Origin of the sequence: Mesorhizobium sp. M7A.F.Ca.CA.002.09.1.1, assembly GCF_003998555.1 — a bacterium.
Lineage (GTDB): Bacteria > Pseudomonadota > Alphaproteobacteria > Rhizobiales > Rhizobiaceae > Mesorhizobium > Mesorhizobium ciceri.
Genome location: NZ_RZRR01000026.1, coordinates 1 through 16,325, shown reverse-complemented (window position 1 = coordinate 16,325; position 16,325 = coordinate 1). Strand labels below are relative to the sequence as shown.

Annotated in this window: 11 protein-coding genes and 3 pseudogenes; 1 reads left to right on the top strand and 13 read right to left on the bottom strand. The window is 58.7% G+C overall.

Annotation, left to right across the window (positions count from 1 at the left end):
* From nifN to queC, 10 genes and pseudogenes are all read right to left on the bottom strand, one after another.
* A partial coding sequence (nifN, locus tag EN994_RS02550; RefSeq protein ID WP_127307387.1) for a nitrogenase iron-molybdenum cofactor biosynthesis protein NifN occupies nt 1-819 on the bottom strand: 819 nt, incomplete at its 3' end.
* Between the two features lie 8 nt (nt 820-827).
* On the bottom strand, nt 828-2,312 hold the full coding sequence (gene nifE / locus EN994_RS02545; protein ID WP_024505264.1) for a nitrogenase iron-molybdenum cofactor biosynthesis protein NifE: 1,485 nt from the start codon (nt 2,310-2,312) through the stop codon (nt 828-830).
* 61 nt (nt 2,313-2,373) lie between these two features.
* Nucleotides 2,374-3,915, bottom strand: a complete 1,542-nt coding sequence (nifK, locus tag EN994_RS02540; protein WP_024505263.1) for a nitrogenase molybdenum-iron protein subunit beta — start codon at nt 3,913-3,915, stop codon at nt 2,374-2,376.
* A 129-nt stretch (nt 3,916-4,044) separates the two neighbouring features.
* Nucleotides 4,045-5,547, bottom strand: coding sequence for a nitrogenase molybdenum-iron protein alpha chain (gene nifD, locus EN994_RS02535; RefSeq protein ID WP_024505262.1), 1,503 nt, complete (start codon nt 5,545-5,547; stop codon nt 4,045-4,047).
* Nucleotides 5,548-5,634: 87 nt separating this feature from the next.
* Nucleotides 5,635-6,528 carry a nitrogenase iron protein gene (gene nifH, locus EN994_RS02530; protein ID WP_024505261.1) on the bottom strand — a complete coding sequence of 298 codons (894 nt, stop codon included), beginning with the start codon at nt 6,526-6,528 and terminating at the stop codon, nt 5,635-5,637.
* Nucleotides 6,529-7,625: 1,097 nt separating this feature from the next.
* A pseudogene (locus EN994_RS35900) lies at nt 7,626-7,822 on the bottom strand (7-carboxy-7-deazaguanine synthase QueE); the annotation flags it as partial.
* 160 nt (nt 7,823-7,982) lie between these two features.
* Nucleotides 7,983-8,735: a carbonic anhydrase gene (locus tag EN994_RS02515; protein ID WP_063169372.1), complete on the bottom strand. Its 753-nt coding sequence runs from the start codon at nt 8,733-8,735 to the stop codon at nt 7,983-7,985.
* A 770-nt stretch (nt 8,736-9,505) separates the two neighbouring features.
* Nucleotides 9,506-10,231, bottom strand: a complete 726-nt coding sequence (gene queE, locus EN994_RS02510) for a 7-carboxy-7-deazaguanine synthase QueE (RefSeq protein ID WP_164548811.1) — start codon at nt 10,229-10,231, stop codon at nt 9,506-9,508.
* Between the two features lie 5 nt (nt 10,232-10,236).
* Nucleotides 10,237-10,593: a 6-carboxytetrahydropterin synthase QueD gene (gene queD / locus EN994_RS02505; RefSeq protein ID WP_063169374.1), complete on the bottom strand. Its 357-nt coding sequence runs from the start codon at nt 10,591-10,593 to the stop codon at nt 10,237-10,239.
* On the bottom strand, nt 10,593-11,291 hold the full coding sequence (gene queC / locus EN994_RS02500; protein ID WP_063170389.1) for a 7-cyano-7-deazaguanine synthase QueC: 699 nt from the start codon (nt 11,289-11,291) through the stop codon (nt 10,593-10,595). Before queC ends, queD begins: the two co-directional genes overlap by 1 nt.
* Nucleotides 11,292-11,660: 369 nt before the next feature.
* On the opposite strand from queC, the pseudogene EN994_RS02495 reads away from it, so the two are divergent.
* Nucleotides 11,661-11,802, top strand: a pseudogene (locus tag EN994_RS02495) (transposase); the annotation flags it as partial.
* Here the strand turns inward: EN994_RS02495 and EN994_RS02490 are convergent.
* The 3 genes and pseudogenes from EN994_RS02490 to hisC all read right to left on the bottom strand — a co-directional run bounded on the left by EN994_RS02490 (nt 11,797) and on the right by hisC (nt 15,490).
* Nucleotides 11,797-12,999 (bottom strand): annotated as a pseudogene (locus tag EN994_RS02490) (IS3 family transposase). The pseudogenes EN994_RS02495 and EN994_RS02490 overlap by 6 nt on opposite strands.
* Before the next feature lie 254 nt (nt 13,000-13,253).
* Nucleotides 13,254-14,288: an LLM class flavin-dependent oxidoreductase gene (locus tag EN994_RS02485; RefSeq protein ID WP_063169375.1), complete on the bottom strand. Its 1,035-nt coding sequence runs from the start codon at nt 14,286-14,288 to the stop codon at nt 13,254-13,256.
* Nucleotides 14,289-14,359: 71 nt separating this feature from the next.
* Complete coding sequence (gene hisC, locus EN994_RS02480; protein ID WP_063169376.1) at nt 14,360-15,490, bottom strand: histidinol-phosphate transaminase; 1,131 nt, start codon at nt 15,488-15,490, stop codon at nt 14,360-14,362.
* Between the last annotated feature and the right edge of the window lie 835 nt (nt 15,491-16,325).

The window sequence follows — 16,325 nt, the reverse complement described above, 5'->3', positions numbered from 1 at the left end:
GTCCGTGTCCTGCAGCCCAGTCAGTGACTGGAACAACACGTAAGGCACGCCGGTCAACCCGTGCAGCGCTTTCGCCGGGCGGCGCATGTGCTCACCGATGGCGATGCATTGCATGGCCGTGCCCAACTCGCGAATGTCTTCGACGCTGGTGCCGCCGTATGTGGTCGCTACCCAGCGGTCAGGAACCGTACCGTCGAGCGAGCCTGAAATGTCGGGCAGAATAACCGGCTTGAGCCCAAAGCTTTCAACCATGTCACGCATATGCTCGATGTCGGCGACAGTGAGGTTGCATCCGGGCAGGATCGCGATCTTCTTCGGCTGCCGCGCACGTTCGCCCGAGCCTGTAATCCCTTTGATCATTGCGGTGACTGCCTTGGCCCAGCCCTCTTCGATCGCGCCGTCAAAATCCGGCGTGTTGGCCAGCACGACCTCCGTACCCGCAAGCTCTTGCGTGTGCTTCAGCTTGATGTTCGCAATATCACTCGCGCAATCTTCGCCACGCGTCTCCACCAGCGCGGTCGTGCACACCCCGATCAGCTTTGGCTTCGTGCGGTTCTTGAGGTTGAGGATGGCTTCTTCAAGATGGTCGGCAGCGCCGAGGATGGTCGCCACCTCATCCATCGCTGTTGTCTGCAATGGAATCGTTTCTTTGAAGTGCCGTACGAAGAGCACGAGCGCGAAGCTTGTGCATCCCTGGCTGCCGTGGAACAGCGGCATCGCGCCGTCGACCCCAAGAAAGGCAAAGGCGGCACCCAGCGGCTGCGACGACTTCAGCGGGTTCACCGCCGCGGATTTGGTCTGGGGAAGGATGCGGGCCATCGGTCGCCTCAACACTCGCTGAACTCGTGTGCCGTCGCGCCGGCGAATTCATCGAACAGGTGCCCGGACTCCTTCTTCGTGCATGGCAGTTCGTCTTTTAGATCAGGCTGGCAATCCCACGGGGCCGGCTGGCGCACCTGAGACCAGACCGGATTGTGAATGGCGAGGTCGATCTGGCGTACGAGTTCCACCATGCCGGCATAGCCGGCATAAGGGTGCTGGCGCTCCTGGTTGATATCGAGCCAGGGCGTCTTGGCCTTGAGCGCAATGAATTGCGTGCGACCGCCCGACAGCATGATATCGGCCCTGTGTTCAGAGAGCATGGCGTACAGCTCGCGCGCAGCCATGTATTCGAACATATGCTTGTCGTGCTTGAGAACTTGTTTGATGCGCTCCTTGTCCTGCACCGTAGATTTCTTGACCGAGGTGCCGACGATCTCGATTCCGATCTCCATCAGCGCACGGACAACCGACCAGGACTTCACACCGCCTGTGTTGAGCAGCACGCGCTTGCCTTGGAGCCTTTGCCGGTAGGATTCGAGTTTCTTCCACGCGATCGCCTCCTGCTGCGCGATCAGCGTCTCCGTGCGCTCGAGGATCTCCGGATCGGCGCCCTTCCTCACCAGCAGCCTGACAAGGTTGCGAAGAGCTTGCGATGTGTCGGAGATGCCATAGAAGGAGCCCTCGAAGAACGGGATGTCCCAGCGCTCCTCCATCTTGCGGGCAAGACTGATCAGCGCGGTCGAGCACACGATCATTGCCGCCCGGGCGCGGTGCGCGGAAGCAATGTCGCGGTAACGCGCATCGCCGGGAATGCAGGCGCGCACCCGGATGCCGAGCCGATCGAGGAGCGGCTTTACAAGCCAGAATTCGCCCGAGAGGTTGAATTCGCCAAGGATGTTGATGTCGTAGGGCCCGGGGTCGTCGGGTTCGACCGTGCCGATGACATGATCGAGCAACGCCTCGGCGGCGAGCTTGTTGCCGAGGTTCTTGGAGCCTGCCAGGCCAGGCGCATTGATCGGCACCACGGCCAAACCGAACTTTTCCGTGGCGCGTTTGCACACGGCCTCGATGTCGTCACCGATCAGCGCCGTTACGCAAGTTGAGTAGACGAAGATCGCCGGCGGCGCGTATGTGTGCTTGATCTCGCGGATCGCCTTGAAGAGTTTCCGCTCGCCCTGCCCCATCACCAGGTCGAGTTCGGTGAGGTCGGTCGTGAAGCTTGTCCGCCACAAGGTCGGCCCTGACGAAACCGCACCACGGTTGTCCCAAGAATTGCCCTCGCAGGCGAGCGGCGCATGGACCAGATGCGCAACGTCGGTGATCGGCTGCAGGACGATCTTGGCTCCGTCAAAGGCGCAGCCGCCGGCTGCCGCCCCTGGTGTCAGCGACTTCGAGCAGCCCTCCTTGCGCGCCTTGGCATCTTTGCCACGGTTCTTATCGCAGGCGGGCTCATCGAAGGCGTCCTTGATTTTGGCGCTGAGGGAGGACATCGCTCAGCCTCCCCAGTCCATTGGGCAAGGAATGGCCTCGGCGAAAAGCCGGCCACGGCTCTTAGCGCGTGAGGTCATAGGAATAATCCGTCACACCCGTCTCGCTCGTCTCGCGATCGAGTTTGTCGAAGATCTTGTCGAGGATCGTCGTCAGCACGCGCAACGCGCCCTGGTAGCCAAAGAGCGCAAAGCGGTGATGATGGTGCCGATCGAAGATCGGAAACATCAGCCGGATCAGCGGCGTTCCGGTGTCGCGCTCCAGGTACTTGCCGTAGGAATTGCCGATCAAAAGGTCCACCGGCTCGGTAAAGAGCAGCGAGCGCAGCGCCCACAGGTCCTTGCCCGCCCAAACCTGGGCAGCCTTGCCGAAAGGCGAGGATGCTAGCAGCTTCTTCAAATCGGCTTCCCATGCCGAGGTGCCATTGGTGGCGAGGCAATGGGTTGGCTCGCCGCCGGTCTCCATGACAAAGCGGGCCATTGCGTGAACGAAGTCGGGATCACCGTAGATGGCGTATTTCTTACCATGCAGCCAGGATTGGCTGTCCGCCATGGCGTCTACCAGTCGGCCGCGCTCGAGGCGAATTGCCTCGGGAATCTCCTTGCCGGAAATCGCCGCGACCTCCATCAGGAATTCGTCCGTCGCCTGAACGCCGAGCGGATAGTGGAACGAGGCCGTCGCCTGCCCGACCTCCTCGCAATAGCCCAGTGTCTTTCGGGTGTTGTGATGCTGCAGCGAAAGCGTTGCCTCGGCGTTGAGGGCCTTCTTCACCTCGTTGATCTTCGTGCCCCCGTCATACATGCGGTATTCACCGTCCGAAGGCGTATCGAACTGGTCAGAGGCATCCTGGATCAATGTATAGGACACGCCCATTACATCGAGCAGGCGCTTGAGCTCCCGGTTGTTGCCGACGCAGAAGCCGTCGAAGCCCGGAATGATGTTGATGGTTCCTTCGATTTGCGTACGCTCCTGACCTTTCCAGAAGTGCTCCAAAATGCCTTTGACCATGTTGTCATAGCCGTCGACATGACTGCCAACGAAGGCCGGGGTGTGGGCAAAGGGCACGTCGAAGTCGCGCGGGACTGAATCTTCGTCCTTGGCGTTCTGGATGAAGCTGTGCAGGTCGTCGCCAATGACCTCTGCCATACAGGTCGTCGACACGGCAATCATCTTGGGGTCGTAGAGCTGGTAGGTGTTGGCGAGCCCGTCGACCATGTTCTTCAGGCCGCCAAACACCGCCGCATCCTCGGTCATTGAGGAGGAGACCGCCGCGGCAGGCTCCTTGAAATGGCGCGACAGGTGCGAGCGGTAATAGGCGACGCAACCTTGGCTGCCGTGGACGAAGGACATGGTTCGCTCGAAGCCGGCGGCAGCGAATACCGCACCCAGCGGCTGGCAGGCCTTGGCCGGGTTCACGACAAGCGCTTTGCGGGCGAGGTTCTTTTCGCGGTATTCCCACGTCTGGGTGAAATCGCGCTGATCGGAAACGATTTCATCGGGGTGCGGACATTCGAAGTTTAGCTTCTTCTCAGCGAGCATCTTTCTGTATTCCGGCTCGCGGAACAGGGGAGCGTGATCGAGAATTTTTTCAGCCGACTGCGGCATGATGATTACCTCTTTTGCATCTGGCTGCGCGGGACGGCAGCTCAGGACGTCAAGACGTTCCAGGCTCCGGCGGATCAGAGGCCGCGGGAGTTCACCGTCTCAGTGGGAGACTGGGGCTGAAGCAAATGTTTATTCGGCAGCCATCGCCCGCTCATCGCCCCGGCTTCTTTTCCAAGGCGCGTGGAATAGGTCCCAGACCGGGTTGTTAATGGCGAGATCCACATCACGTGCGAAAATGGCAAAGCCGTCGTAGCCGTGATACGGGCCTGAATAATCCCAGGAATGCATCTGGCGGAACGGTATGCCCATCTTCTGCACCGGGTATTTTTCTTTGATTCCCGAGCCGACCAGATTTGGGCGAATCCCTTCGATGAATTTCTCCAACTCATAGCCGGTCACGTCATCGTAGATCAGCGTGCCGTTCTTCACGTAGTGGCCGGTGCGCTGATAGTCGTCGCTGTGGGCGAATTCATAGCCGGTGCCCACGATGACCATGCCGAGGTCCTCGTAGGCCGTGACGACGTGGCGGGGGCGCAGGCCGCCGACATAGAGCATCACGGTATTTCCTTCCAGGCGCGACAGGTACTTGGCGATGACCGCATCAACAAGCGGCCTGTACTTGGCAATGACCTTTTCGGTCTTCTCCTCGATTTCCGGCCCAAAATGCTTGGCTATGTTGCGCAGAGAGGCTTCGATCTGGGAGGGACCGAAGAAATTGTACTCCATCCAGGCGACGCCATACTTTTCCTCCATATGCCGACAGATGTAATTCATCGACCGGTAGCAGTGGATAAGATTGAGCTTAGCCTTCGGGGCGCGCTCGATCTCTGCGAGTGTGGCGTCACCCGACCAGTTGCCAACCACGCGCAGCCCTATCTCCTCAAGCAGTATGCGCGAGGCCCAGGCATCGCCGCCGATATTGTAGTCGCCGATGACGTTGACGTCGTAGGGGCCGGCCTCGAACTTGACATCCTTTTTGTCGAAGACCCAATCCCGGATTGCATCATTGGCGATGTGGTGGCCAAGCGACTGCGAGACGCCGCGGAAGCCCTCGCAGCGTACCGGCACGATCGTCTTGTCATACTCCTTGGTCTTTTTGCGAGAAACGGCCTCGGTGTCATCGCCAATCAGGCCGATAGGGCATTCGGACTGCACGGTGATGCCGTTGTTGAGCGGAAACAAGACTTCAATCTCGTCAATGATCTGTTCCAGCTTCTTGTCGCCGCCGAAGACGATGTCCTTCTCCTGGAAATCGGAGGTGAACTGCATTGTCCCGAACGTGTCGACGCCCGTTGTACCGACGTAGTAGTTGCGGCGCTGCGACCAAGAATATTGGCCGCAGCCGACCGGGCCGTGCGAGATATGGACCATATCCTTGACTGGCCCCCACACCACGCCTTTCGAACCAGCATATGCACAGCCGCGAATCGTCATCACCCCGGGAATGGACTTGATGTTCGATTTGACGTCGCATTCGGAAAGGACCTCGCTTTCCCCGCCAGCCTCGTTGCCGCTCTTTGCGACGTTGAGGTGCTTCTTGCGGCGCTTCGCCGCCTTGTCGGGATAATGCGACAGCACCTCTTCGATAAGCTTCGCATGAAGAGCACCGTCATTCTCGTATTCCCGGCTCATGAGTCCCCCTTTCAAGGTTGGGTGACGCCTCAAAGAATAGGCGCCGTTCTCTGCAAGGCGCGCCGATTCATGGCAGCGCTAATGTCACTACTGGGCCGCCGCCTTCGCCGCTTCCTTGGAGTGAAGCTCGGCAAGCATCTGCTCGTCGGTCTTCATGATGCCGAAGTCGAGCAGCATCTCCTCCAGCTCCTCCATGGTGATCGGCGTCGGGATCGTACCCTGGCCCGAATTGGCGTGGATCTTCTCGGCCAGAGCGCGGTATTCCCCTGCCTGCTTTGAGTCCGGCGCGTACTGGATCACCGACATCTTCCTGAGTTCGGCATGTTGGACGATGTTGTCGCGGGGCACGAAGTGGATGAGCTTGGAATTCAATCGGCCAGCCAGTGCTTCGGCCAGATCGAGTTCGCGGTCGGTTTGACGTTCATTGCAGATCAGCCCGCCCAGCCGCACACCGCCCGAATGGGCATATTTGAGGATGCCCTTGGCGATGTTGTTGGCGGCATAGAGCGCCATCATCTCGCCGGACATGACGATATAGATCTCCTGGGCCTTGCCTTCGCGGATCGGCATGGCGAAGCCGCCGCATACCACGTCGCCGAGGACGTCATAGGAGACATAATCGACATCGTCATAAGCGCCATTCTCCTCGAGGAAATTGATCGAGGTGATGACGCCGCGGCCGGCGCAACCGACACCCGGCTCGGGGCCGCCGGACTCCACGCACTTGATGCCTCTGTAGCCCACCTTGAGCACGTCCTGGAGTTCGAGGTCTTCCACCGAGCCTTCCTGTGCGGCGAGATCCAGGACGGTATCCTGAGCTTTCGAATTCAGGATCAAGCGTGTGGAATCGGCTTTGGGGTCGCATCCTACGATGAGGATTCTCTGCCCGAGGTCGACAAGGGCAGCGAGCGTATTTTGGGACGTGGTGGACTTGCCGATGCCGCCTTTTCCGTAAAAGGCGATCTGACGCAGACCTGACATAATAGCTTTCCTTCCTTCGTTCTAATTATCGCGACTGCCCGCGACACAAGTGCCGATAGGCAGCTCGTGCCGCCTCACACCAAGCATCGCAAAAAGCGTACCAGCGTGATCGGCCGATCCCAGAAGAAACTTTGTCATTAAATTCCAGCCGCTTAGACGGCGGCAAAACGCGCGAACGGGCCTTTCAGGCGTCTGTCACGGACACGACAAAGCCGACACAGATTGTCGTGCGCCATCCAAACCGCCGTGTGTCGAGCTCGAAGCGGGAGAATGGGGAAGTTAGCCCAAAGCTGATGGCGAGACCATCGGAAGACATCGGCTCTTGTCTTTCCAGCCTGCCATTGATCGGGCGGTCGCTGGATGAGCAGGAGCCTGGGGCTTGACCGCGGCGCGGGTAGTTCAGGCAGGCTTACAGAGCGGGAACGCCGGCGGCCGATAGACATCCGCGCTTAACCTTTCATAGCCCGTCTACAAGTTGGTTCCGCCGACGCGCTATATGGAAGCCAAATAATTCAGTAGCTTAGCCGAGAGCATTGATTTTTTCAGAAAGATACGTGTTATACGCGTATGAACCGCCGAACCCATGGTCGGCGCCCTCATGCGCGTGAGACCCCGTTGTGGGCGAGGCTCGCGACTGGCTGCACGATCCTAGCCGGCCTGCTTGCCATTGAGTTTGGTCCCGCCGCGGTAGGCTGCGGCATCAAGGGCAACATCAGCTACAACACTGGCAAGAAGATTATCACGTTCTTGGACAGGAATCTTACTGGGAGACACGCATCAACCTATTGAAGGGCGAGCGGTGGTTTTGTTCAGAGGAAGCTGCACGAAAGGCGGGCGGGCGGGCTTCGAGAGGTTAGTGTCGCGGCAGCTTGCAGATCTGCCCACGGGGCCGCCACGATCGCAAAGTGTGTACAAAAGCGCCCTCTCTGCCGAACTGAACAGTGCTCACGGCCATAGCCTCGGATGAGCCCGACTGGCTTGACCTCTGCATGATGAGAGCAGCTTTTACACCAGGTGCGCAGCACATGTCTTTAACGAACGCATCGTCTTCAAGAATATAGAGAGCAATTCGGAAAACCGAGTAGTTGGCGGCGAAGCTAGGAGAAGGTATACACTACCCTCTTGTTACCCCAGAGTAGAACGTGCAGCTGCGGCAAGACGCGGGCTTCGAACCACCTGTCGCTGGTCACCTTTTCTACCAGCGGTTCCATGCGCATCATATTCCGTCGGACTCGACAGAGACGTCTTCATTACCACGGCGGGGCGGCGTGTGATTGCCGGGTTGCAGACAAACCTCGCCGCGACGTATTTGGGACGAGTGGTGTCGGCACCGAATCCCTATCATTTAGACTAGCCAGCTTGGGGAGCGCCGTCAGACCGCCAGACCGGAAGAGGAGGCTTCGCGCCAACTTGTGCCAAGAATGTTGGACCGTGCGGAACCGCTGGGGCGGCGCTCAACTCTGGCGCAGGATGAAGCGTCGATTGGGTGAATGAATAGGGCGCGCGTTCGACGGGTAGAGTGAGGCAAATCGCTGGATGTCTGCCGGATCAACGTCAACCGGTTCCATCGCCACCATCCACTCGACGTTTTCGGTGCACGGCGGCGTCGTCAGTGAGCCCTCATAAGTCCAATAGCCAAGCGAGGCTGGCAGAAGCCAGTTGGGATTCACCTCGTCGATCGTCACCTCCCCATTCGGCAGTTCGGGAAAGGCCGCAGCAAGGGCAGCAAAGCTGGCATTTGTCGCGCCGGGCGTTAAAAAGACGCCCAGCACGCCCAGAGTACCACTTTGCGTGTCCTTGTGAACGAAATGCACCTCCATCGGGAAGCTCTTGCCCGCCACGTGATGTTCGCTTGGCGCATGGAAATGGAACTGTACCAGTTCGTAGACACGATCGCCGCGGGTCAGCGTGCTGCCTTGTGGCATATTGATTTGAATGGTGTGGCCGTTGTTCACCATATTGCCGCCGCCCTTGTGCCAGCCGATGGCGATATGCGGGATATCCGCCTTGACCGCGCTGTTGATATTGATCGGCGATTGCTGCGTGCCGGCAGAGCATACGAAATTTTCCTTATCCAGATCAGCCCAGTGCTCCGGTCCGACCGGACCGGTGTACCCCCAATGGGCACTGGTCGCTTGGGCGGCTTGAACGCAAATCCGGCATGCGCCGAGCGCAACCAACCCTTTGATCAGGTGACGACGATACATATTACTTTTGCTCCTCTTGCGAACTGATGTTGGTGGCTGCCCTAATGGACGCGTGATGGCCAATCGGCGCGGCCAGTATTGTCCTTTGCAACTGATAGATGCCCGCACGCCTTGGCGTGCTTTCATAAGTGCGGCTGCCGTTTCTCGGCTGGCCGGCTTCTGCAGCCCGCAACGGGGGCAGTTTCAACCAGCTAAACGATAAAAAATTTTAGCAGACCAGCGCTTGACCCCCGCCGCAAAGGCACAGGCGAAGGTGATCACTGCGCGGCTGCCGTTCGCGCCGGAGGCCGCATCGCTATACTTTACACTCGCTGCCCAAGGAGACGCAGGCGACCCCAATACGTTTTCATCGCTACTCCCGACGCAGCCGACCCACGCCACGAAAACGTTGCTATATTTCACGTTGGGCCAATGAGGAAATCGATCTTCTTTATGGAAGGCATTTGCGCAATGGATGCATTCCCATGCTGACAGTCGTGCGTCAGGCCGGACAATGAGATACATCGATAAGAGCTGGACAAGGATGAGGGGATGACGTGCTTGCGACGGAGCAGGTGGGGCGAGAAGGCCAGTTCTTGCGGATTTCAACTTTGCGTGACGACAGCTCATCGGAGTCAAGGTGACACACGCCGGCAGCGGGGTGTCCGGGCGGTTTCCAGCCGCACAATCGCGAGACCGCTGACGCGAACAAAGCTCGGCTGTACTCGGCACGCGAAGAGAGCCTGCCAAGCCGTTGGAGCCCGGCCTTCCGGTGCGACGCAAGCCACAGACTAGACCGCCCTCTTGTTACCCCAAAGCAGAACGTGCAGCTGCGGCAACACGCGGGCTTCGAACCACCTGTCGCTAGTCACCCTTTCGACAAGCCATTCCATTCGCATCATTATTCCGTCCAAGTCGACAGAGGCGTCTTCACTGCCAGGGAGCGGCGGCGTGTGATTGCCGGGTTGCAGATAGATCGGAAGGTGCGGATATCTCGCCGCGACTTCTTTGGCGTAGGCATAGTCACTCTCGTCGAAAACGACGAGCTTGAGCACGATTTGCGGCTTCTCTTGCGCCGCTTCGAGGCATGCATCAAACGCAGCCCAACGGGTCGTCATCTCGCTGGACGGCGGCTTTGGGCTAAGGGTCAGCACGTCAAGATCCGCAAACCACTCCCTCACCACGGAACCCTGCGTTTCCAGTGCAAAACGATAGCCCTCGCGATGGCCTCGTTCTATGAGGGGACCGAACGGCTGAATGGCCGGGTTGCCGCCTGACAAGGAGACCATAACCGGCCTGCCGCCGGAAAGCGCATGGACGGTTTGCCACACGGCATCGATCGGCATCGGTAGCCATTCATGGCGATACTGATTGTCCACCGCGTGAAGGCTGTCGCACCATGAACAGCGATAATCACATCCGCCGGTTCTGATGAACACCGTCGGCAAGCCGATGAGCACGCCCTCGCCCTGGATAGTCGGCCCGAATATCTCGCTCACACGGATTGCGGGATGCATGTCGGTCACGGACGGTATTCCGCCCAAGTTTTCGGTGTTTCGCTAACGCGCACGGCCGCGGTCTGCGGCAGACGTGCCTTGCACCATTCATAGAAATGTCTGGCCAGGCATTCCGCCGTGACCTTCTCATGTCCCAGCACGTCGTTGAGGTGCCGATGGTCGAAGCTCTCGTCAATGTAGCGTTTGAGCGGCGCCAGATCGTGATAGTCGCGCACGAAGCCGTGGGCGTCCAGTTCCTTGGCCGACAGCTCCACTACGACGACATAGTTATGCCCGTGCAGGCGCGCGCATTGATGGTTGGGAGGCAAGGAGGTGAGCTGATGCGAGGCCGAGAAGTGGAATTCCTTGCTGATGTGGAACATTACGCGCGCCTCCTGCGCAGCGCCTCAAGCCAGAAATCGGCGTCCTCGTAGTCGGTGGGATCAGCGTGCCCGGCGAGATGGAACGCTTCGCGCCGCTCGACGCAGGTCCCGCATCGTCCGCAGTGACGCACGCCGCCCTTGTAACAGGACCAGGTCTCAGCAAACGGGGTGCCGTATCTTGCGCCATCCGCAACAATGTCAGCTTTTCCGAGATTCACATACGGTGCATAGAGGCGTATCTGCGCATAGCCGTCGAGCGCGCGGTCTTGCATTGTCTGGAAAGCTTCAATGAAGGCCGGACGGCAATCGGGATAGATGAAATGGTCCCCACCATGCACGGCCGCCGCCACCGCTTCGGCGCTGTGGGCGGCGGCGAGACCGAAGGCGATTGCCAACATGATGGCATTGCGGTTCGGCACCACCGTAATCTTCATCGTGTCTTCGGCGTAGTGGCCGTCCGGCACGTCGATACTGCTAGTCAGCGCTGAGCCGGAAAGGCCACGGCCAATTTCGCCGATGTCGATGATCTGGTGCGGGACCTTCAGTCGCTGCGCGCAAAGAGCGGCGAAGCCCAATTCCTTCCTGTGCCGTTGGCCATAGTCGAAAGATAGAAGGCCGGTGAGTTCGTGCTCCGCTGCCACCATGTGAGCAAGGGAAACGGAGTCCAATCCGCCAGAGCAGACGGCGAGAGTCTTCATCATTGGTATCCTTGTTTTGACCGGGTAAGGCTGCGACCGGAGATTTCTCTGCGCCCCCACTACTCCAGCGACTCAGTTTTGTGAACCGGGAGAATTTGCGCTCAGCCCGATTGGAACGGGAGTGCGTCGCGTCCAACACGCGTGATCAATAAAAGTTGAGCGCTTCAGCAGTTTGTTTCGCATCGCGCCAACTTTCGCAACCTGCTGTCCGATCGTCGACTTCGAGACAAGGTGATGTTCGGCCGACATCGGCTGACTCTTAATTAAGCCGCAGAACACATGTTGGCTTTCTGGCCTTCGCTTGTGCGGTTGGCGAGGGCGACATGGATGCCAGCAAATTTGACATTGGCGACATCCGCCTGGAGAACCCTGCGCGGCGCGATTGAGGCCGCAGGCGAGCCTGCTCTAACTGCCGCCCTACAGTCCCGACTTCAATCCGATTGAGAACGCCTTCGCCCAACCTAAGGCGCTGCTGCGAGCAAAGGCCGAGATAACCATCAAGGCTCTATGGGACTGACGTTGCCCCAGCAGTTTTGAGTTCGTTTCCGGCGTGGGTTGTGCCCTGCTGGGCGGGTGAAGCGACGGGCGCTGGCGCGGAGCCTTTGGCATAGCGCAGCGCGAGCGACCGTCGCGGATTGAAGGTGCTGGCGAACTTGGCCGGGGTCTGCCAGGGGGGAGTGCGGCCGCGCGGTGTTGTAGTCGGCGTGCCACAGGGCGATGGCTACGCGCGCCTGAGCCAGCGAGGTGAACAGCGTCTCGTTGAGCAGTTCATCGCGCAGTCGGCCGTTGAAGCTCTCGATGAAGCCATTCTGCATCGGCTTGCCGGGCGCAATGTAATGCCATTCGACGCGGTTCTGATCCGCCCAGGAGAGGATGGCGTTCGAGGTGAACTCGCTGCCATTGTCGCTGACGATCATCCTGGGCCGGCCCCGCTCGGTGATGAGCCGTCCAATTCGCGGGCAACCCGCATGCCCGAGAGAGACGTATCAACGATGAGTGCGAGGCACTCTCTCGTGCAGTCGTCGACGACGGCCAGGATGCGGAAGCGGCGCCCGTCGGTGAGCTGGTCCGATACGAAGTCGAGCGACCAGCGCTCGTCGGGCCTCAGCGGCACCAGCATCGGCGCCCTGGTCCCGATCGCCCGCTTGCGGCCGCCACGGCGGCGACGGCGAGCTTCTCCTCCCGATAGAGCCGGAACAGCTTCTTGTGGTTCACGACCAGGCCCTCCCGCCTCAGCATCACGAGAAGACGCCGGTAGCCGAACCGGCGACGCTCCTGCGCGATCGGCCTTCATCCGCTCGCGAACCTCGCGGTCGTCCGGCCTGCTGGTCTGGTAGCGAACCGTCATGCGGCAACAGCCGATGGCTTTACACGCCCGCCGTTCGCTCATCCCGAAGCCTTCCTTCAGGCGAGCGACAGCTTTCCGCTTGGCGGCGGGCGTCACCATTTCTTTCCCACAAGGTCCTTCAACGCGGCATTGTCGAGCATGGCGTCGGCCAAAAGCCGCTTCAGGCGCGTGTTCTCGTCCTCCAGCGCCTTCAGGTCGCCGAGCCTCGGTGACATCCATCCCGCCGAAGCGGGCCTTCCAATTGTAGATCGAGGCGTCGCTGACCCCGTGCTTGCGGCACAGATCGCCAACCGATACCCCGGCCTCGTGTTTCTTCAAAATTCCGATGATCTGCTCTTCAGAGAAGCGGCTGCGTTTCATGTCCTGGTCCTCTGGATGGGCCAGAACGAACTTCAAACCGGATTAGATCAGAGGGGCAAGGTCAGGACGCCTCGGCGCGGTCGTCGACCTCTTCACCCCAGCCGAATGTGCCAACTACTTCAAAGCCGCAGGATATGACCTGGATCAGATAGGACGTGCTCCAATGGTTTACACCTGACACAGGAGTCCGGCCCCCACAACCGTTTCGCAATGAGGAGCAGCGCTGCCGCTGCTCCTCCAATCACACGACGGATTCACGATGCGGCAACTCGAGCCATGATTTCGGATCCAATGGCCGATGCGGTGTATAGTGAGGCATCCAGCGGCAAATCCCCAAATGCCAGTTGACACAGAAGATAATTAGCACCTGCCTCTTCCAGCTGATCAAGGAGAGCTTTTCGGACAGAATCTGCCGTTCCCACGACGCACAATTCACTTTCAATTGCTGCATCGAAGTTCAAAGGCAAGTTTGGTGGAGTGGAAATGGCATTTAGTTCGTATAGAAATTTGAAGCTATTGAGCCATCGTTCATAGGCAGGTGCTGCGAGCAAATACGCATCTGTTTCAGAACGCCCTATCACCACCATTCGGAGCAATCCAAGAAATGGCGCTTGCTGGCCAATGTCAGCATCGTGAATTCGGGCGGCGCGGAACGCGTCGGTAACGCTGCGAACAGAAGTGGAAGGTCCGACGCAGGCGATGTTTGCCCCATTCGCAGCGGCCCAGCTAGCCGGCTCGGGTCGATTGGTGGCGATCCATGTCGGCGGACGGGGATATTGGTGAGGTCTCAACGTCAGCGGAACATCTTTCAACTCAAAGTGGCGGCCCTGATAAGAAAGCGTCCCGCCTTTCATCGCATTGATGAGAATCTCACTGGCCTCCGCATACTGTTCTGGTGCTGCTTCTACAGCAACCCCGAAGTATCCCAATTCAGTGGGAGCAGAGCCGCGCCCTATGCCGAGTTCAAGCCTGCCGCCGCTCAACTGATCAAGCATGCAGATCTCCTCGAAGGCACGCAGCGGATGATAGAGCGCAAGTAGCATTACCATGGGACCAACACGAAGACTGCGGGTTCGCTGGGCGACGCTCGCTAAGAACAAATTCGGTGATGGACCTCTGCCATGCGGCGTACAGTGGTGCTCGGCGAGATGATACGCATAAAAGCCATAGCCATCGCACGCTTCTGCTAGGCTCAGCCGATCTGCATATTGTTGTGCGATGTCATCGCCGTTTTCGTCCAGATGATCGAAGATGCCGAAGGTCAGGCCCGAAGCGGAAATTTTCTTCAATTAATTGTTCTCCAAATTACCTATATTTATTCGCTAATCATCATAGCTCACGACATATCATTACTTGATGCTTAATGTGAATCGACTTCATGCTTGTGAGCACCGCGATCCTTCTTAAAGTTCATACAGACGCGTTCGGCGGCAGCAAGGAATTTGTCCATCTGCTCTGTGGTGCCAATGCTGACGCGAATACAGTTCTTCAAATCTACGTCAGGAAAGCTGGCGATGAGGATCGCCTGCTCTTTCAACGCGGCTTGCCAGCATGAGCCCTCCTGTCCCGCCGGCACACGGGCCAGCAAAAAGTTTGCGTGGGAGGGTGTTACGGAAAAGCCAAGTTGCAACAGCGCCAGGGTCACTCGCTGTCGTTCATGCTTGATGTGCCTGTGGTTCTCTTCGTAGGCGTGGCGATGCGCAAGAATGCTTTTCCCGACCGCCTGCCCGATCACGTTCATGTTGAAGACATTCTGGATGTTGCGCAGCCTGCCAATGATTTCTGGGTGACCGAAACCGAAGCCGACTCGCACGCCAGCGGCAGCATAGCTCTTTGAAAAAGTCCTCAAGATCAAAAGATTCGGATGTCTATTGACGAGGCGCAGGGCATTGTCGGGTGCGAAGTCAACGTAGGCCTCATCCAAGACGACCAAGCGATCTGCTTGCTCCACAAGGCGTTCGATTTCGGCCACCGGCACGAATGTTCCGGTCGGATTGTTCGGATTAGCCAACAGAATGAACTTCGCGTCTTTTGCGGGGCCGGACAGCAGTTTTTCTATCGGCAGGGGATGAGCTTCGCTCGATGCGATTTCGAGAAACTCGGCACCCTGCAACATGGCAAGTTTACGGTTGAACGAAAATCCGGGCGACAGCATTGCCACTCTATCTCCTGGGGCGAGGAAAGCTCTGTAGATGAGTCCGAGCAGCTCCGACGAACCGTTGCCGGCAATCACCTGATCTTTGGAAAATCCGTAAGCATCGGAGGCAGCTGCCCTTAAGCTGAGATTGTCGTCTTCCGGATAAAGATACTGGTGTTCGATCGCAGCAATTGCACTTTGCATTACGCTCTTCGGCAACGGAAACGGGTTCTCGTTCGTATTTAGCTTAACGCAGTTTGCATCCGTCGCTGGTCCGTTGGACGAGAGAGCATCTAATTTGCTGGCCACCGGCGAAAAAAGCGAAAGCACGGTCTTCAGTTTTGCATCGCACATGTTCTTCTCCGTTTTTCAGTCCCGCAGGGCATGTGACATGAGGCAATCGTTGATCGTGACTTGATCGACGTTCGGCTATATCAGCGCTGCCTTCCCACCCTGGTGGGGATCGCCGACCACGGTTTGGATTTGACACCGGGAAGCTGTCGAGAACCTGATGACGACCCAACGTTTGGCCGACGGCCGATTCGGCGCAACAGACGGTGTTTCAACATCGCATCGTCCTCAAAGCCGCATGCAGGGCCTGCACGACAGCCCGTCTCCAGCGCCCGCAGATAGGTGGAAGCCGAAGTCTTGCCGAACCTCAGTTGCTCTGCCACCTTGGCCCACCGGACTGCCCTGTTTATGGGTCAGGCGCAGGATATCTCTGACGCTCGTTCGTCTTGCTTGCTTCCGTCTTGGCATGGGCTCTCTCGGTTTGCTGATGAGAGAGCCAAATACCGGCTCATCTGAGCATGAGACGCAGGCCTGACGATATGGAGCGTCGCTGGTGGCGCGCGTAGCCGAGAGGGTTCGCCTCGCTGGCGGGGCATGCAAGACGGCGCACCTCCTTAGCCATCCTGTCCCATCGTCTCAGATCGTGAGGCGCACCTTATAGTCGGTGAGGAGATCTTGCAGGGTCAGGTTACGCCCTAGCGCTTAAGGTTGTTGGTCGCACCGAGCAAGCGCGGGACCTGTCGACGGACAACAGCGGTGCCACTGCCGGCACTAGGTGTGAGCTTTCGAGAGGTTGTCCATTCGGACCGGACCGAGGAGACTGGAGTTACCACGCTTCAGCATCCATCGGAGGGTCCGAATGAACATCCACAAGAATGCCCGTCTCACACCGCTGCGT

What these genes read in the sequence shown, in the direction of transcription:
- nifE (WP_024505264.1), bottom strand. Translation starts at nt 2,312, where the DNA reads ATGTCCTCCCTCAGCGCCAAAATCAAGGACGCCTTCGATGAGCCCGCC.
- nifK (WP_024505263.1), bottom strand. Translation starts at nt 3,915, where the DNA reads ATGCCGCAGTCGGCTGAAAAAATTCTCGATCACGCTCCCCTGTTCCGC.
- nifD (WP_024505262.1), bottom strand. Translation starts at nt 5,547, where the DNA reads ATGAGCCGGGAATACGAGAATGACGGTGCTCTTCATGCGAAGCTTATC.
- nifH (WP_024505261.1), bottom strand. Translation starts at nt 6,528, where the DNA reads ATGTCAGGTCTGCGTCAGATCGCCTTTTACGGAAAAGGCGGCATCGGC.
- EN994_RS02515 (WP_063169372.1), bottom strand. Translation starts at nt 8,735, where the DNA reads ATGTATCGTCGTCACCTGATCAAAGGGTTGGTTGCGCTCGGCGCATGC.
- queE (WP_164548811.1), bottom strand. Translation starts at nt 10,231, where the DNA reads ATGCATCCCGCAATCCGTGTGAGCGAGATATTCGGGCCGACTATCCAG.
- queD (WP_063169374.1), bottom strand. Translation starts at nt 10,593, where the DNA reads ATGTTCCACATCAGCAAGGAATTCCACTTCTCGGCCTCGCATCAGCTC.
- queC (WP_063170389.1), bottom strand. Translation starts at nt 11,291, where the DNA reads ATGAAGACTCTCGCCGTCTGCTCTGGCGGATTGGACTCCGTTTCCCTT.
- hisC (WP_063169376.1), bottom strand. Translation starts at nt 15,490, where the DNA reads ATGTGCGATGCAAAACTGAAGACCGTGCTTTCGCTTTTTTCGCCGGTG.